Raw genomic sequence first — 15,919 nt, 5'->3', positions numbered from 1 at the left:
TTTCATTTATGACAGAGGGTTGAGAAATATCTTACTTTTCTTTTTTCAGTAAGACATATAGCGCCGGAATCACCAGCATAGAGAGCAAAGGCGCGGTTATCATACCGCCAATCATCGGCACTGCAATCCGTCGCATAACTTCCGATCCGGTGCCATCCCCCCACATAATCGGCAGCAGACCAGCCATGATAGTCGCCACCGTCATGACTTTTGGCCGCACACGCAGCACCGCACCTTCGTGAATCGCCCGCATCAGCATGGCGTTCCCTCCTTCAGGACTGGACGCCTTATGCTTAGCGAGAGCATGATTTAAATAAAGCACCATAATAACGCCAAATTCAGCCGCCACTCCGGCTAATGCAATAAACCCAACGGCGCCGGCAACGGATAAATTATACCCCAGTAAATAGAGCAGCCAGACCCCGCCTATTAATGAAAACGGTAATGTCCCCATAATTAATAATGCGTCGCTAACTCGAGAAAATGTCACATAAAGCAGCACGAAAATGATCAGCAACGTAAAGGGTAAAACGATTTTTAATTTCTCCGTCGCGCGTTCAAGATATTCAAATTGTCCCGACCAGGATAACGACACACCTTGCGGTAACTTCACCTGCTCAGAGACAACTTTCTGCATCTCTTCTACTGCCGATTTCAGATCGCGTCCGCGCAAATCAACGTAAATCCAGTTGGATAAACGCGCGTTCTCACTTTTCAGCATTGGCGGGCCGTCGGTAATCGTAATATCGGCCAGTTCAGAAAGCGCAATCTGGCTGCCGTTCGCTGTCACAACCGGCATATCACGCAGCTTTTGCACGTTGTCGCGCAGCTCGCGCGGGTAACGCACATTAACAGGGTAACGCTCCCTTCCTTCTATCGTCTCGCCGATGTTTTGCCCGCCAATCACCGTTGCCACCAGCGACTGCAGCTCTGTAACGGAGACGCCGAACCTGGCCGCTTTCCGCCTGTCGATATTAATGTCCACATAGCGCCCGCCAGCCAGCCGCTCTGCAAGAGCGGAAGTCACGCCAGGCACCTGCTTCACCACTCGTTCGATTTGTCCGGCTACCTGCTCAATCGCCGCTATATTGTTGCCGTTCACCTTGATGCCCACAGGACTTTTAATTCCTGTCGCCAGCATATCCAGACGATTGCGAATCGGCGGCACCCAAACGTTTGCGATACCCGGCACTTTCACCACGCTATCCAGCTCGCTCACCAGTTTGTCCATGGTCATGCCGGCTCGCCACTGGTCGCGTGGTTTGAAGCGGATTGTTGTTTCAATCATCGTCAGCGGCGCCGGGTCCGTCGCGGTTTCTGCCCGGCCGGCTTTACCAAAGACGGTTTCCACTTCCGGCACGGTCTTAATCAGCCGGTCGGTTTGTTGCAAAAGCCGCCCCGCCTCACGAGCCGAAATACCCGGTAGCGTTGAGGGCATATAAAGAAGATCGCCTTCGTCCAGCGCCGGCATAAACTCGCTTCCCAGGCGACTTAATGGCCACAAGGTTGCGACCAGTAACGCACCGGCCAAAACAAGCGTCGTTTTAGGGCGCGCGAGAACGTTATCAAGCAACGGCTCGTAGGCCGCAATCAACCAGCGGTTGAGGGGATTAGCTTTCTCATCCGGGATCTTCCCGCGGATAAAATACCCCATCAGCACCGGCACCAGCGTAATCCCAAGCCCGGCGGCAACCGCCATGGCGTAGGTTTTGGTAAACGCCAGCGGCGAGAACATACGTCCTTCCTGCGCCTCCAGCGAAAACACCGGAATAAATGACAGGGTGATAATCAGCAAACTACAAAAGAGCGCAGGGCCCACTTCCACCGCCGCCTGCTCTGAGATTCGCCAGTAATCGGCGCTCCCCGGTTGCTTATCGGGATTGTCATGCCGCCACTGTTCCAGCACCTTATGCATATTTTCTATCATCACGATCGCTGCATCCACCATTGCGCCGATAGCAATAGCGATCCCGCCAAGCGACATAATATTGGCGTTTACCCCCTGATAATGCATAACGATAAACGCGCCAAGAATGCCAAGCGGCAGGGTGATTATCGCCACCAGCGCCGAGCGGAAGTGGAACAAAAACAGCGTACAAATTATAGCGACGACGATAAACTCTTCGAGGAGCTTATGTGAGAGGGTTTCAATCGCGTTTTCAATCAGATGTGAGCGATCGTATACCGGCACAATCTCCACTCCCGCAGGCAGGCTTCCCTTAAGCTGCATGAGCTTCTCTTTCACCGCGTTGATCGTCTCAAGCGCATTTTTGCCATAGCGCATGACGATAATGCCGCCCGCAACCTCTCCTTCGCCGTTAAATTCCGCCACTCCACGGCGCATTTCCGGCCCCAGACGCAGCGTCGCCACATCGGCAAGCAGCACCGGCACGCCTTCGCGTGTGGCAATGACAATCTGTTTAAAATCATCCAGATTCTTCAGATAGCCCGCCGTGCGCACCATATATTCGGCTTCGCCCATCTCAATAACCGACCCGCCGCCTTCCTGATTTGCGCTTTGCACGGCGCTAATAACCCGATCGTGGGTGATATTTAAGGCACGCATACGCTGCGGGTCGAGCACAATCTGATACTGGCGAACCATGCCGCCCACGCTTGCCACTTCGGAAACGTTCGGCACGGTTTTCAGTTCAAACTTCAGCGTCCAGTCCTGTAACGCCCGCAAATCCGCCAGGCTATGTTTACCGGTTCTGTCCACCAGCGCATATTCGTAAACCCAGCCCACCCCCGTCGCATCCGGCCCTAAAGAAGCTTTTGCCTCAGGGGGAAGCTGCGACTGCACCTGACTTAAATACTCCAGCACGCGTGAACGAGCCCAGTAAGGATCGGTGCCATCGTCAAACAGGACGTAAACGTAAGAGTCGCCAAACATCGAGAACCCGCGCACCGTTTTCGCGCCGGGCACAGAAAGCATGGTGGTGGTAAGCGGATAAGTCACCTGATCTTCCACCACCTGCGGCGCTTTTCCCGGATAGCTGACACGAACGATAACCTGCACGTCGGAAAGATCGGGCAGCGCATCAAGCGGCGCGCGCTGCAAAGACCACAGTCCCCATGCTGCAAGCCCTAATGCGGCCAGCAGCACTAAGAGGCGATTTTTAAGCGACCAGCGAATCACTGCGGCAATCATTTCATCCTCCCCGCCATCGGCATCAGATGGGTAATGACCGCGCCCTCTTCTTCATCCAGCGTGAAGCTAAACATCACCTCATCGCCCACTTTCACACTTTGCGCATCCGCGGGAGATTGCAAAGCAAAGTCCATGGTCATCGCTCCCCAATTCAGCGCCGGAATGGGTTTATGAGAGAGCGTCACCGCTTCATCGCCAACGGATTTCACCACGCCTTCACCCTGATACTCCTTTTTCTGCGCGGTGACAGGTTCTTCCTGCGGCAGCGCGCTGCGCAGGCTGGCCTCGGAATCAATCAGGAACTGGCCGGAGGTCACCACTTTATCGCCCTCTTTTAATCCCTTTTTAATTTCAACCCAGCCGTTTTCGACATTTCCCGCTACCACATTTACCGGGCTAAAGTACCCTTCACCCGTCGCCACCAGCACACGGCTTTCGCTCCCGGTTTCGATTAACGCTTCCTCAGGAATCGCCAGCACCGCCGCTCGCGGTTGCTCATTAACCAGCTTCACGTTGAGGTACATGCCCGGCTTTAGCTTTGCGTCCAGATTATTCAGCACGATGCGCGCCTTAAGCGTGCGCGTCGTGGTTTCCATATTCGGCAGCACTTCGCTGACGCGCCCGTGGAACGTTTCGCCCGGCCAACTGTCGGATTGAGCGATAATCTCGCTGCCCGCCTGAAGCGCCCGGGCCTGCGACTGCGGATAGTCGATAACAACCCAAACCGTCTCAAGGCTTGCTATCTCGAACAGCGGCGCGGTGGCTGTAACCTGCGCGCCTTCGCGCGTATCAAGCTTGTTGATGTACCCCGTCTGCCTAGCCCGCACGGTAATTCGCGTTTGTGGTTTACCGCTGCGTTCAACCTGGCGAATGACTTCCGCAGGCATAAATTGCAGTTGCAGCCGTTCCCGCGCTGCGGCATTTAGCGCGCTATCGCCCAGTTTGCGCACTGCCAGATATTCCTGCTGGGCCGCTGTCCAGTCGGGGATCCAAAGCTGCGCCAGCGCCTCGCCTTTTTTCACAAACTGCTGCGGAGCCTTCACAAACAGCTTTTCGACCACGCCGTTCGCGCTGGCGGGAATAACCTGCACGCTGCGCTCATCCGTCGCCACCGTGGCGAAAGCATCGAACTGATAGCTCAAACTTTTTCGCTCAACGCTTGCGGTTTTAATACCCAAATTTTGCTGCTGACGAGCGCTGACGTTCACCCCACCTTCATCTGCTGCTTCATCGGCATAGCGCGGCACCAGATCCATATCCATAAAAGGTGATTTACCCGGCTTGTCAAAGCGCTGCCCGGGCGTCATCGGATCGTACCAGTAAAGCACCTTGCGTTCCGGCTGCACGCCAGCCGCCGGAGCTGCATGGTTTTGTTTTCCGGCATAATAACCGGCGCCTGCCGCAACGCTAATCGCCACCGCCAGCAGGGTAAGTTGAAGTGAAATTTTCATAGCGTGTTTTCCTGCGGCTTCAGATAGCGGATGGCGGCCCAGGCCTGGGCTACGGCTTTCTCGGCGTTATTAGCGGCCAGCTCGGTGTCCAGCAGCGTGCGGCGTGCCTCAAGAAGTTCGGCAAGCGTGGACTGCCCCGAACGATATTGCGCTTCAAGCAGCGAAAGGCGCTGGCGCTGCAAGGGCAGAATTTCTTCCCGTTGACGCAGCCAGAGAGTTTGCGCGGACTGATATTCCGCCACGAGGCTGCGCACCAGCGCCACATGCTCGCGTTTAGCCAGTGCCAGCCGGTCGTTGGCCTCCATCGAACGGGAAACCTCAGCGGAATAATCTTTATCCTGGCGTTGCGATTTGAACATCGGCAGATCGACGGTGAACATCACGCCCGCCATATCGTCGTAATCATCCGCGCGATGTGCGTAATAAACTTCAACGCCCACGTCCGGTTTTGCCGCGACGGCAAACTGGGCGGATCGCGCTTTCGCAACGTCTGATTCACGCGCCGCTTCAATCACCTCCGGATGTTCCGTCACGCTCTGTTCAAGTAACGACGGGTCGGCAGGCAAACGCTGATAGCGAGGCAAGGCGCCGCTTACCGCATCAATCTGCTCGCCGGTTAGCTGCAGCAGGCGAGTTTGCGCAAGCGTGACGTCGCGCCCGGCAAGGGTCGCTTTGTCCTTCATTGCCAATAGCGCCATGCGGATATCCACCACGCCTGAAGCAGGCGAGCTGCCGCTTGCGACGGTTGCTTTCTGCACGCCGACCTGGCGCTCGGTTTCAGCCACCAGTTTGCGGGCGGCCTCCAGCGCTTTAGTTGAAAGCGCTAAATCAAGCCAAGCCTGGGCCGTCGCCCGTTGAAGCGTGGCGCGAATCACTTCGGCTTTAGCCTGGCTGCTGGCGGACTGGGCAAGGATGGTTTCGGCTTTGCGGTCGCGTTTCTCGCGGCTTACGTAATCCTGCATGATGCCGATGCGCTGCATGGTCATACCTTCGCGGGTAAAGCGGTGTCCGTTGCTGCCCTGCACCGGGACATTTTCAATGCCAAATTTCAGTTTCGGATCGGGTAATTCGCGCGCGGAATCCGCCATCGCATTTAACGCATTGCTTTGGTTACGGTTCGCTGAGAGTTCAGCGGAGTAATGCTCGGCGGCGCTCAGGGTCTGTTGCAGGCTAAATTCTGCCGCGCTGACGGCGAAAACGGACGCAGCAAACAGCACCCCACCGAGCCACAGGCTCAGGAAAGGTTGTTTCATCATATCCTCGATTATTTAGTCGGCGTAACCGAGGTAAGCTGGTAGCCGTCAGCCTGCTGGCTGAAGGTGAAATCAACCGTATCGCCCGCTTTTAACGGCGGCAATGTACCTTGCGCCGGAAGACTAAAAGTCATCGTCATCGCAGGCCAGCTCAGCGCAGGAACGGGTTTGTGGGCAATAGAAAGGGAATCGGCAGCCACTTTTTTTATCACGCCGTGGCTTTGATACACCTCAGCGGCAGGCATTTCGTGGTGCAAAGACATATCGTGGGCGGCGGCATTCGCCACAGAAGCAGACAGCGCGATAGCTGCAAAGAGGCGAGCTAAAATCGTAGACATAAAAAATCTCCAGAACACAGAAAAGGAATGGGCTAAAGCGCCCGGAAACCGTGACAGTGCTGGAGCTATTCTCTAAAACGACAAAACCGAATGGTGGCCGGAGGGCCGGTTGCAGGAGGAGTCAGCGTGGAAACGGACTGCGCGGCAGGCGTGCAATCAGGCACAATCAGCGCCAGCGTGTTGGACACCGGAAGCGCCGCCATATCGCTGTGACCGTTGTCTTTTTGCATCACATCAGGAATGCAGTGCTTCCCGCAAAGCGGCCCGCTGATTTTCGCCATCGACGGGTGTTCGTCCGCCATCAGCATATGTTCGCTATGCTGAACGCTCGCCGCCTGAGCGCTGACGTCTATCGGGCAATCGTGCGAAGCCACCGCCACCTGGCTGTTGACGAAAAGCCAGCCAAACGCCAACAGCAGCATCAAAAGATGCTTTCTGAAAAAGCGTAAACGGCTTGTCGACCAGAAAGTGGATTGCAACATACACACCCCGAAATAAACGTGTCGGCAGTATAAGCACGAGCCCTTTATATTTTAAAGGTTTTTTAGCATGCTTTACGTTCGGCGCGTTAATTAACAAACCGGTAATATAAATTTAATTTTATGACTACCAAACGGTTAATTAATTCGCTACCCGGAAGAGAAATTCATAACCACAATCAATAAGTAAATGTCATAATTGCCGGGCTGCTTGCAAAAGCGTCACATCTTATGAGCAGAGTGTCTTAAAGTTGACGCTCATCAGGAAAGCACGTTAACCACTCAGGCACATTTTTACCGCTTTGCAGAATACTGCAAAGGTCACTATTGTTTATTTTTCAGGCATTCGGTTGCGTTCAGGCCCGGCAAACCGCGGCTGGCGCAACGGGGGACATTATGCTTACTTTTCTGGAATTACTTATTGGGGTTGTGGTTATTGTTGGCGTAGCCCGCTACATCATCAAAGGCTACTCCGCCACCGGAGTATTATTCGTCGGTGGCTTATTATTACTGATTGTCAGCGCCTTAATGGGCCATCAGGTATTACCTGCCGGCGCTGAAAGTACCGGTTATACCGCGACAGATATTGTTGAATACGTAAAAATCCTGCTGATGAGCCGCGGCGGCGACCTTGGCATGATGATTATGATGTTATGTGGATTTGCTTCCTACATGACGCATATCGGCGCAAACGACATGGTGGTAAAACTCGCGTCAAAACCGCTTAAGTTTATTAATTCACCGTATATTTTAATGATTGCCGCCTATTTTGTGGCGTGTCTGATGTCGCTGGCCGTGTCTTCGGCTACCGGCCTCGGCGTACTGTTAATGGCAACGCTGTTCCCGGTCATGGTAAACGTAGGCATCAGTCGTGGCGCGGCGGCGGCAATTTGCGCCTCTCCGGCGGCGATTATTCTTTCCCCGACTTCCGGCGATGTGGTGCTGGCCGCCAAAGCCGCGGAAATGTCGCTGGTGGATTTTGCCTTTAAAACCACCGTGCCTATTTCCGTCGCCGCCATTATCGCCATGGCGATTGCCCACTTCTTCTGGCAGCGCTACCTGGATAAAAAAGAGCACGTCAGCCACGAAATGCTCGACGTCAGCGAAATCCAGACCACCGCGCCCTCTTTCTACGCCATCCTTCCCTTCACGCCAATCATCGGCGTGCTGATTTTTGACGGCAAATGGGGCCCGCAACTGCACATCATTACCATTCTGGTTATCTGCATTCTGCTGGCGGCGCTCATTGAGTTTTTCCGCAGTTTCAACACGCAAAGCGTCTTCTCAGGACTTGAGGTCTGCTATCGCGGCATGGCCGATGCCTTTGCTAACGTGGTGATGCTGCTGGTTGCGGCAGGCGTCTTTGCACAAGGGCTTAGCACCATCGGCTTTATTCAGAGCCTGATCTCCATTGCCACGTCGTTCGGCTCCGCAAGCATTATCCTGATGCTGGTTCTGGTGATTCTGACCATGCTGGCGGCGATGACCACCGGCTCCGGCAACGCGCCGTTCTATGCCTTCGTTGAGATGATCCCGAAACTGGCTCATTCCTCCGGCATCAACCCGGCCTATCTGGCCATCCCGATGCTGCAGGCGTCTAACCTGGGCCGCACCATTTCCCCGGTTTCAGGCGTCGTGGTGGCGGTGGCGGGGATGGCGAAAATCTCCCCGTTCGAAGTGGTTAAGCGCACCTCTGTGCCTATTGGCGTAGGGCTGTTAGTGGTGATTATCGCCACCGAGATTCTGGTGCCGTCCGCCGCCCTGGCGCCGTAACGTGCCGATAGTCAAAACAAAGCGTCTCTGTGAGGCGCTTTTTTTATGCTTTAATAAGCTCCTTTCTGGAAATTATCACCCGACGGAACCTCATTATGTGGCAAAACGCGCTTATTCTGACCACCACGCTTGCAACCAGCCTGCTTGCCCACGCCGACCCCCTGCAACCCAAACAATACGGCGATTTCGACACCTACGTGCTGGCGCTTTCCTGGCAGACCGGTTTTTGCCAGAACATGCATGAGCGCAATCGAAAAGAGCCCGGCGAATGCAAACTCCAGCGCGAACAGGCGGATAAGCGAGCGTTTCTCACGGTGCACGGCCTGTGGCCCGGACTGCCAAAATCCGTTTCCTCACGCGGCGTGGATAACAAACGCTGGATGCGCTACGGCTGCGCCACCCGTCCTGTTCCCAATATGGCCGAAGCCCGCGGTTCGCAAAAATGCAGCGCGCCGGCTCCGGGCTTATCGGCCGATATCGCAGCAAAACTTTCTGGCGTGATGCCGGGCGCGGGCGGCCAGTCATGTCTGGAGCGCTATGAGTTTGCAAAGCACGGCGCCTGTTTCGGCTTTGACCCGAACGCTTACTTCGGCGCCATGGTGCGTCTTAACAGCGAATTTAAACAAAGCGCTTTTGGCGCCTTCCTGGCAGAAAACTACGGTAAAGTCGTCACGCGTAAAGCGTTCAATAAGGCGCTGGATAAAAGCTGGGGAAGCGACGCGGTCAAATCGGTAAAGCTAACCTGTAACGGCAATCCGGCGTACCTGACAGAAATGCAGATAACGCTTGAGGCGGCAAAAATTAACGATCCCTTAAGCCACGCCTCTTTCGCCACACAAAAAAATCCAGGCAACTGCGCTAAGCAGTTCCGCCTGGATTCTGTGGGTTACTGATTATCCGGCAACGCGAGCCTCATCTGCGGCTGACTTAGGGGTATTTTCCGGCGTCAGATCGCAGTTTTTCGGCAGCGTTAAGGTAATCAGGGCGGCAATCACCAGCGAGCCTGCCAGCGCGCAAACCGCTACGTTTTGCCCGTAAAGATAAATCATCATCCCTACAAGCCATGGCCCGCAAAAACCACCCAGATTTCCCAGACCATTAATCACGCCACGCGCCCCGCCGGCTACTTCCGGCGAAGCGATACGACCCGGAATAGACCAGAAGGGGCTGGTCGCCGCCTTCAGGAAGAATCCGCACACCACCAGCGCGATATAGGCAGCCACGATATTGTGGCGCAGCACGACCGAGGCCAGCAGCGCGGCCGCAAAACACAGCAGTGAAATCATTACCCACCGACGGCGTTTGCCAGTTTTATCGCTGAGCATTGAAATGACGTAGATGCCGATAATCGTCGCCACAAACGGTAAAATTGCCAGCAGCCCGACGCCAGCCATGTTCGCGCCGGTCAGATTCTTCAGGATAGTGGGCAGCCACAGCGTATAGCCGTAATCCCCCGTCTGATAGAAGAAGTTCAGCGCCACCAGCTTCATCAATCCGCTGTTACGGAACACATCGCGCAACGGCGCTTTGCTCACCGGCTGCTTCAGGCTGCGCGCCTGGCGGTCGCTTTCCAGCTCCGCCAGCAGATATTCACGTTCATCCGCCGGCAGCCAGCGCGCTTCCTGCGGCCGATCGCTTATCAGCCCCCACCATACCGCCAGCACCACAATGGACAGCAGCCCTTCGATGATAAACAGCCAGCGCCAGTCCAGGCCCTGAATAATCGCCCCGGAAATCGGTGCCGTAACCATGCCGCCAATGGGCGCAAACATCATCACAAAGGCGTTGGCCCGGCCGATTTCACGTTCCGGGAACCAGTTGCTGATCATCGTTAGCACCACCGGCAGCATGCCGCCTTCGGCAACGCCGAGCACAAAACGCAGCACCAGCACCTGATAATGGTTAGTCACAAATCCCGTAGCAATGGACACCACGGCCCAGGCCACCAGCGACCAGGCGATAAACTTTTTACCGCTGCCGTTAACGGCAACCCGCCCGCCGGGGATCTGCAAAAACAGATAACCGATAAAAAATATCCCACTGGTGAGGCCAGCCATCTGGCTGGTAATAGCTAAATCGGCTTCCATACCGCCGGGCAGCGCAAAACTAATATTCACCCGGTCCATAAAGGAAATAATACAGGCGATTAAAATAGGCGCGACCACGCGCCACCAACGAGTGCCGGGAATTTTCTTTTCCATGGTATTTTTCCATGACAATAAAAGTCATTGCCCTTTTTAATAAAGGGCGCCGGTAAATTAATTAATACGGTGCGGCAGGTGTTTATGGTTGAAATAAGCTTCAACGTTTTCGAAAACGATATTACTCATGCGCTGACGGGTTTCGTGCGTGGCGCTGGCAACGTGCGGTTGTAATACCACGTTATCCATTGCGATAAATTCTGCAGGCACCTGCGGCTCCTGGGCGAAAACATCAAGCCCGGCTCCGGCAATATCGCCATTTTGCAAAGCGGCAATTAAATCCTGCTCGTTGATAATGCTGCCGCGGGCGATGTTGATCACCAGCGCATGGCCAGGCAACGCCTGGAAAACCTGGCGGTTCACTATTCCCAGGCTTTCCTTTCCGCCTGAAACGGCAACAATGAAAAAGTCGCTGTTTTCCGCAAGGCTGAGCACGTCTTCGCACCACTGGTACGGCAGCGCCGCGTCAGCCTTGCGGTCAGTGTAATAGATTTCCATATCAAACCCGGCTGCGCGGCGGGCAATGGCGCGGCCAATGTTGCCCATGCCGAAAATCCCGATGCGTTTGCGGCTAACCTGCGTTGCCAGCGGCAGGCTTTCCTGTAACCAGCGTCCTTCGCGTACAAAGCGGTCGCCCAGGCAGAGCTTACGGGCGCTGCTGAGCAATAGTCCAAAGGCTAAATCGGCAACGTCGTCGGTTAACGCGCCGGCGGTTATCGTCACCGCAATTTCACGGCGGCGCGCATATTCAAGGTCCACCGCATCGGTGCCAACGCCGAAAATAGCGATAACTCCAACCTGCGGCAGATTTTCCAGCACGGCGGTGGTGACGCCAATATCGCCGCGCGTCACCACGGCACCAATCTGCTTGCCGTTTTCCGCAAGCCAGGCCGCGGCATCCGGCTGCTGATAAAGGCGATGAACGCTGTATTGCGCGTCAAGCCGTTGCTGGAGCGCATCCATCACAGGAGCAATAAGTAAGACGTGTTGGGCAGGTTGTGACATGGTTCCCCCGGTTAAGTCAGCTAAGTCAAAATTTCTGCTTAACATCAAAACCGTTTTAAGCGCAGGGTTTTGCGACACAGGTCACGTGAATTTATGTTAGAAAACTCTGTTACCGTTAGCGTGATCGCTTCAGCACTTTGCGGGCTATAGCGTACCGCCAAGCGACAAACGATAGTGCAAATCGACCTGTTCAATGGTGGGTTGCTTATTGATTTTCTTGAGCAAAATCTCAGTGGCTACCTTCCCCATTTCAAAGCGTGGCGTGACCACGCTTGCAAGCTTGGGCGCCGTAACCTGGCCGATCTCCAGCCCGTGGAATCCGGCAATGCCAACCTGTTCCGGCACGCGGATATTTTCGGTCAGGCACTCCTGCAAAACGCCAGCGGCAAGGTCATCATTAGTGCAAAGAATGCCGTCCATATCCGGGTACATCTGACGCGCCATCGCCATCATGCCGGTGCCCACGCTGACAGACGAAACCTTGTTCGGCAACAGCCGTCCGTCCATAAGAGCCGCGTCCGCCATGGCTTTGCGATAGCCTTCATAACGTTTGATATCCCGCACGTCGGCCATTGAACCAAAATAGATGATGCGCTTTTTGCCGCTGGCGATCAGCATATTGGTCATATCGAAACCGGCGCGGAAATTATCAAAGCCGACGTTAATGCGCCCGCTGTCCGCCACCAGATCCATCACTTCCGCAACCGGAATAGCGGCGGCGGTTAAATACTTTTCGGCGCGTAGCGTATGCACCGTTTCGGTCAGGATTAATCCCGCGACGTTAAAGCCCAGCACAGTGGCGATTTGCTCTTCTTCACGCTCGCGGTCGTAATCATAGTTAACCACCAGCGTCTGGTAGCCCGCACGCGTTGTTACAGATTCGATGCCCGCCAGTAAATCGGCAAAAATCTGGTTATTAAAGGAGGGAATAATCACCCCGATACGCGGCTGCATATTGCTTGCCAGCGCCCGGTTTTCCGGGTCCGGCACATAATTGACTTCCGCCATCACTTCGGCAATGCGGGCGGCGGTTTCCGGGGCGACCTTATCCGGCGTGCGCAAATAGCGGCTGACGGTCATTTTCGTAACCCCGGCCAGGGCGGCGATATCCTGCAGGGTAATGCGCTGGTACTTCATCTGACTTTCCTGATAACCACGCGGAAAAAGGATTATGCCCCGCAACGCCGACAAAAGAAAAGCCGCTGCGCTTCACACTCCAGGTATCATACGGGCGTAACACGATTCATAGTGATCTGCTTCACAGTTTTGAACCGCCCGAACCGCTTTGATAGGAGGCATTGATTACCACGCAACAAATACTGGAATCCCAATATGAATAACTTATTTACGCTCGATGATAAGCGCGTATTAATTACCGGCTCCGCGCAGGGCATTGGATTTTTATTAGCCCAGGGTCTTGCCGAACAGGGCGCGGAAATTATTATCAACGATATTACCGCCGAGCGCGCCGAGCATGCGGCAATGAAATTACGCGATTGCGGCTATACCGCATGGACATCCGCTTTTAATGTTACCGACCCGGAAGCCGTAGAATCAGCAATTGAAAATATCGAACGGGAAATTGGCCCGATTGATGTCCTGATTAATAACGCCGGCATTCAACGCCGCCATCCGTTTACCGAATTTCCGGTTAATGAATGGAACGATATTATCGCCGTTAATCAGACCGCTGTATTTTTAGTTTCGCAGTCCGTCGCGCGACGCATGGTGAAACGCGAGGCCGGTAAAATCATTAATATTTGCTCCATGCAAAGCGAACTGGGACGCGACACCATCACGCCGTACGCCGCGGCGAAAGGCGCGGTAAAAATGCTTACCCGCGGCATGTGCGTGGAGCTTGCCCGTTACAATATTCAGGTCAACGGCATCGCGCCGGGCTATTTCAAAACCGACATGACCAAAACGCTGGTCGAAGACGAAGCCTTCACGCAGTGGCTATGCAAACGCACTCCCGCCGCACGCTGGGGCGACCCGCAGGAACTGATTGGCGCCGCCGTGTTTCTCTCCAGCAAAGCGTCGAACTTCGTCAACGGTCATCTGCTGTTTGTAGATGGCGGCATGCTGGTTGCGGTCTGAGGAAGAGCCAATGATTATCGACAAATTAAACCATGCGGCGCACAACCCGGTTTATCCGCAGGTTATTCGCCACGCGCTACAGGCAATTATCGCCAATAAACCGCAGCAGCTTGCCAACGGTAAATATCCCATTGAAGGCGAACTGATCTATTTCTCAGTTTTTGACGGCAAAACCAAACCGCTGGAAGAGCAGCGCCCGGAATTACACGCCCGCTACATCGACGTGCATATCCTACTTGAAGGCGAAGAGTTAATCGGCGCGGCAACGCTTGAGCAGCAGCAACAGCCGGACGGCGAGTTCGATGAGCAAAACGACATCGGCTTCTTCAAGGGCATGGGCTGCGAAACGCTAATTAAACTGCTGCCAGGCGAGCTGGTGATTCTTTTCCCCGGCGAACTTCACCGCCCGATGGCAACGCCTGGCGCGCCCGCCGCGCTGAGAAAAATTGTGGCGAAGATTGATGTGGATTTGATTAAAGAATAGGGATTTGGCGGGTGGCGCTTACGCTTACCCGCCCTGCTCCTTAGAATCTATAAACCCGGGTCTCCCAGGCGTGCAGCCGATAATCCTCATCCACCTGCGGATAATTACCTAATACGCAATGCGCCCCTTTAAGCGACAACTCAATTTCCGACCAGTTGGCGGCTTTGGATGACATATTGCACAGCACTAAAAACGTGTCTTCAGCAAGCTCGCGACGATAGGCGTAAATCTGTTCGTGCTGCGGCAGCTCCAGCGCGTAGCGCCCGTAAATCAGCGTTCGCTCCTGCCTGCGCAACTGGATCAGCGCACGGTAGAAGTTCAGCACCGAATTAGGATCCTGCTGCTGGGTGGCGACGTTGATCATTTCGTAGTTGGCATTGACCTGGAACCAGGGCTCGCCATCGCTAAAGCCTGCGTTGGGCCAGGTATTCCACTGCATCGGCGTACGGGAATTATCGCGCCCGGTATTGGTCAGAAAGGCGATAATCTCCTCTTCGCTTCTGCCCTGGGCTGCTAATTCACGCCACATATTTTTCGCTGACACGTCATCAAAATCTTCTATCCCGCCAAAACGGGTGTTGGTCATGCCGATTTCCTGGCCCTGATAGATAAACGGCGTGCCCTGCATCAGGAAATAGAGCGCGGCGATACAGGTGGCGCTTTCCCGCCAGTGGTGTTCGGTATCGCCCCAGCGCGAGGTAATACGCGTCAGATCGTGATTTTCGACATACAGCGCGTTCCAGCCTTTTCCTTCCAGCGCCTCCTGCCAGGCGGTGAAGATTTTCTTCAGCACGGCAGGTTCCGGCCGCAAGCCCTCTTCCGGTTCCCACAGGCGCACGTGTTCAAACTGGAAAACCATGCTCAGCCTGTTGCGATGCTCGCCTACCCACTCCTCGGCGCGATCCGCGAACAGGCCGTTCATCTCGCCAACGGTGACGATATCGTAATGTTTGAGCACGTTGCGGCTCATGTCATCCACGTAATCCAGCAGCCCGTCGTAATTCAGATGGCTTTTCATTGACGGCGCATAGCGCAGCTTGTCCGGGTTAGGCACATCGGCAAGCCGCGGCTCTTTTTTCATATGGGCGATAGCGTCGATACGGAAGCCGTCGATGCCTTTATCCAGCCACCAGCGCATCATGTCGTAAACCGCTGCGCGCATGTCGTGATTTTCCCAGTTAAGATCGGGCTGGCGACAGGTGAACAGATGCAGGAAATATTGTTCGGTTAGCGGATCGAACTCCCAGGCCGAGCCTTTAAATATCCCTTCCCAGTTGTTAGGTTCCGCACCGTTTCTGCCATCGCGCCAGATATACCAGTCGCGTTTTGGGTTGTCGCGCGAGGAGCGGGACTCAAGAAACCACGGGTGCTCGTCGGAAGTGTGATTCACCACCAGATCGATAATCAGCCGCATACCGCGTTCATGAACGCCTGCCAGCAGCCTGTCGAAGTCCTCCATGGTGCCAAACTCGGCCATAATCTGCTGATAATCGCTGATATCGTAGCCGTTATCATCGTTAGGCGATTTGTACATCGGGCAGATCCAAATCAGATCGATGCCGAGGTCTTCCAGGTAATCGAGTTTTTCGGTGATGCCGTTCAGATCGCCAATGCCATCACCGTTGCTGTCTTTAAAACTGCGCGGATAAATCTGGTAGGCCACCGCCTCCTTCCACCAGTTCGCCAT

General features: G+C 54.8%; 13 protein-coding genes. 4 read left to right on the top strand and 9 right to left on the bottom strand.

The features are described 5' to 3' along the window. Positions 1–31 precede the first annotated feature (31 nt). From MUA00_RS02525 to MUA00_RS02505, 5 genes are all read right to left on the bottom strand, one after another. Positions 32–3,151, bottom strand: coding sequence for an efflux RND transporter permease subunit (locus tag MUA00_RS02525; protein WP_271121592.1), 3,120 nt, complete (start codon positions 3,149–3,151; stop codon positions 32–34). Next, on the bottom strand, positions 3,148–4,602 hold the full coding sequence (locus MUA00_RS02520) for an efflux RND transporter periplasmic adaptor subunit (protein WP_271121593.1): 1,455 nt from the start codon (positions 4,600–4,602) through the stop codon (positions 3,148–3,150). Before MUA00_RS02520 ends, MUA00_RS02525 begins: the two co-directional genes overlap by 4 nt. After that, on the bottom strand, positions 4,599–5,855 hold the full coding sequence (locus tag MUA00_RS02515) for a TolC family protein (protein ID WP_271121624.1): 1,257 nt from the start codon (positions 5,853–5,855) through the stop codon (positions 4,599–4,601). Before MUA00_RS02515 ends, MUA00_RS02520 begins: the two co-directional genes overlap by 4 nt. Positions 5,856–5,866: 11 nt before the next feature. Continuing rightward, on the bottom strand, positions 5,867–6,193 hold the full coding sequence (locus MUA00_RS02510; RefSeq protein WP_271121594.1) for a copper-binding protein: 327 nt from the start codon (positions 6,191–6,193) through the stop codon (positions 5,867–5,869). Between the two features lie 65 nt (positions 6,194–6,258). Continuing rightward, entirely contained in the window at positions 6,259–6,675 is a 417-nt protein-coding gene (locus tag MUA00_RS02505) for a DUF2946 domain-containing protein (RefSeq protein WP_271121595.1), read from the bottom strand. Positions 6,676–7,068: 393 nt separating this feature from the next. Here MUA00_RS02505 and dcuC point away from each other — a divergent pair, with 393 nt between their 5' ends. Beyond that, complete coding sequence (gene dcuC, locus MUA00_RS02500) at positions 7,069–8,445, top strand: anaerobic C4-dicarboxylate transporter DcuC (RefSeq protein WP_271121596.1); 1,377 nt, start codon at positions 7,069–7,071, stop codon at positions 8,443–8,445. Between the two features lie 95 nt (positions 8,446–8,540). Continuing rightward, positions 8,541–9,338, top strand: a complete 798-nt coding sequence (rna, locus tag MUA00_RS02495; RefSeq protein WP_271121597.1) for a ribonuclease I — start codon at positions 8,541–8,543, stop codon at positions 9,336–9,338. Here the strand turns inward: rna and MUA00_RS02490 are convergent, their stop codons facing one another. From MUA00_RS02490 to MUA00_RS02480, 3 genes are all read right to left on the bottom strand, one after another. Further along, positions 9,339–10,646, bottom strand: a complete 1,308-nt coding sequence (locus MUA00_RS02490; protein WP_271121598.1) for an MFS transporter — start codon at positions 10,644–10,646, stop codon at positions 9,339–9,341. Between the two features lie 57 nt (positions 10,647–10,703). Then, a complete protein-coding gene (locus MUA00_RS02485) occupies positions 10,704–11,651 on the bottom strand; it encodes a 2-hydroxyacid dehydrogenase (RefSeq protein ID WP_271121599.1) in 948 nt (315 codons plus the stop codon). Between the two features lie 144 nt (positions 11,652–11,795). Continuing rightward, complete coding sequence (locus MUA00_RS02480) at positions 11,796–12,788, bottom strand: LacI family DNA-binding transcriptional regulator (RefSeq protein WP_271121600.1); 993 nt, start codon at positions 12,786–12,788, stop codon at positions 11,796–11,798. Positions 12,789–12,983: 195 nt separating this feature from the next. On the opposite strand from MUA00_RS02480, the gene idnO reads away from it, so the two are divergent. Next, entirely contained in the window at positions 12,984–13,748 is a 765-nt protein-coding gene (gene idnO / locus MUA00_RS02475) for a gluconate 5-dehydrogenase (RefSeq protein ID WP_271121601.1), read from the top strand. Between the two features lie 10 nt (positions 13,749–13,758). Then, a complete protein-coding gene (locus MUA00_RS02470; RefSeq protein ID WP_271121602.1) occupies positions 13,759–14,232 on the top strand; it encodes a YhcH/YjgK/YiaL family protein in 474 nt (157 codons plus the stop codon). A gap of 40 nt (positions 14,233–14,272) precedes the next feature. Here MUA00_RS02470 and MUA00_RS02465 read toward each other — a convergent pair whose 3' ends face one another. Continuing rightward, positions 14,273–15,919 carry a glycoside hydrolase family 13 protein gene (locus tag MUA00_RS02465; RefSeq protein WP_271121603.1) on the bottom strand — a complete coding sequence of 549 codons (1,647 nt, stop codon included), beginning with the start codon at positions 15,917–15,919 and terminating at the stop codon, positions 14,273–14,275.

Source organism: Dryocola boscaweniae (genome assembly GCF_025215095.1).
GTDB lineage: Bacteria > Pseudomonadota > Gammaproteobacteria > Enterobacterales > Enterobacteriaceae > Dryocola > Dryocola boscaweniae.
The sequence above is the reverse complement of the archived record's forward strand: the minus strand, read 5'-3'. Positions and strand labels throughout refer to the sequence as shown.

Excerpts from the sequence above, each read along its gene's own strand:
- MUA00_RS02525 (WP_271121592.1), bottom strand. The coding sequence starts at position 3,151 with ATGATTGCCGCAGTGATTCGCTGGTCGCTTAAAAATCGCCTCTTAGTG.
- MUA00_RS02520 (WP_271121593.1), bottom strand. The coding sequence starts at position 4,602 with ATGAAAATTTCACTTCAACTTACCCTGCTGGCGGTGGCGATTAGCGTT.
- MUA00_RS02515 (WP_271121624.1), bottom strand. The coding sequence starts at position 5,855 with ATGAAACAACCTTTCCTGAGCCTGTGGCTCGGTGGGGTGCTGTTTGCT.
- MUA00_RS02510 (WP_271121594.1), bottom strand. The coding sequence starts at position 6,193 with ATGTCTACGATTTTAGCTCGCCTCTTTGCAGCTATCGCGCTGTCTGCT.
- MUA00_RS02505 (WP_271121595.1), bottom strand. The coding sequence starts at position 6,675 with ATGTTGCAATCCACTTTCTGGTCGACAAGCCGTTTACGCTTTTTCAGA.
- dcuC (WP_271121596.1), top strand. The coding sequence starts at position 7,069 with ATGCTTACTTTTCTGGAATTACTTATTGGGGTTGTGGTTATTGTTGGC.
- rna (WP_271121597.1), top strand. The coding sequence starts at position 8,541 with ATGTGGCAAAACGCGCTTATTCTGACCACCACGCTTGCAACCAGCCTG.
- MUA00_RS02490 (WP_271121598.1), bottom strand. The coding sequence starts at position 10,646 with ATGGAAAAGAAAATTCCCGGCACTCGTTGGTGGCGCGTGGTCGCGCCT.
- MUA00_RS02485 (WP_271121599.1), bottom strand. The coding sequence starts at position 11,651 with ATGTCACAACCTGCCCAACACGTCTTACTTATTGCTCCTGTGATGGAT.
- MUA00_RS02480 (WP_271121600.1), bottom strand. The coding sequence starts at position 12,788 with ATGAAGTACCAGCGCATTACCCTGCAGGATATCGCCGCCCTGGCCGGG.
- idnO (WP_271121601.1), top strand. The coding sequence starts at position 12,984 with ATGAATAACTTATTTACGCTCGATGATAAGCGCGTATTAATTACCGGC.
- MUA00_RS02470 (WP_271121602.1), top strand. The coding sequence starts at position 13,759 with ATGATTATCGACAAATTAAACCATGCGGCGCACAACCCGGTTTATCCG.
- MUA00_RS02465 (WP_271121603.1), bottom strand. The coding sequence starts at position 15,919 with ATGGCGAACTGGTGGAAGGAGGCGGTGGCCTACCAGATTTATCCGCGC.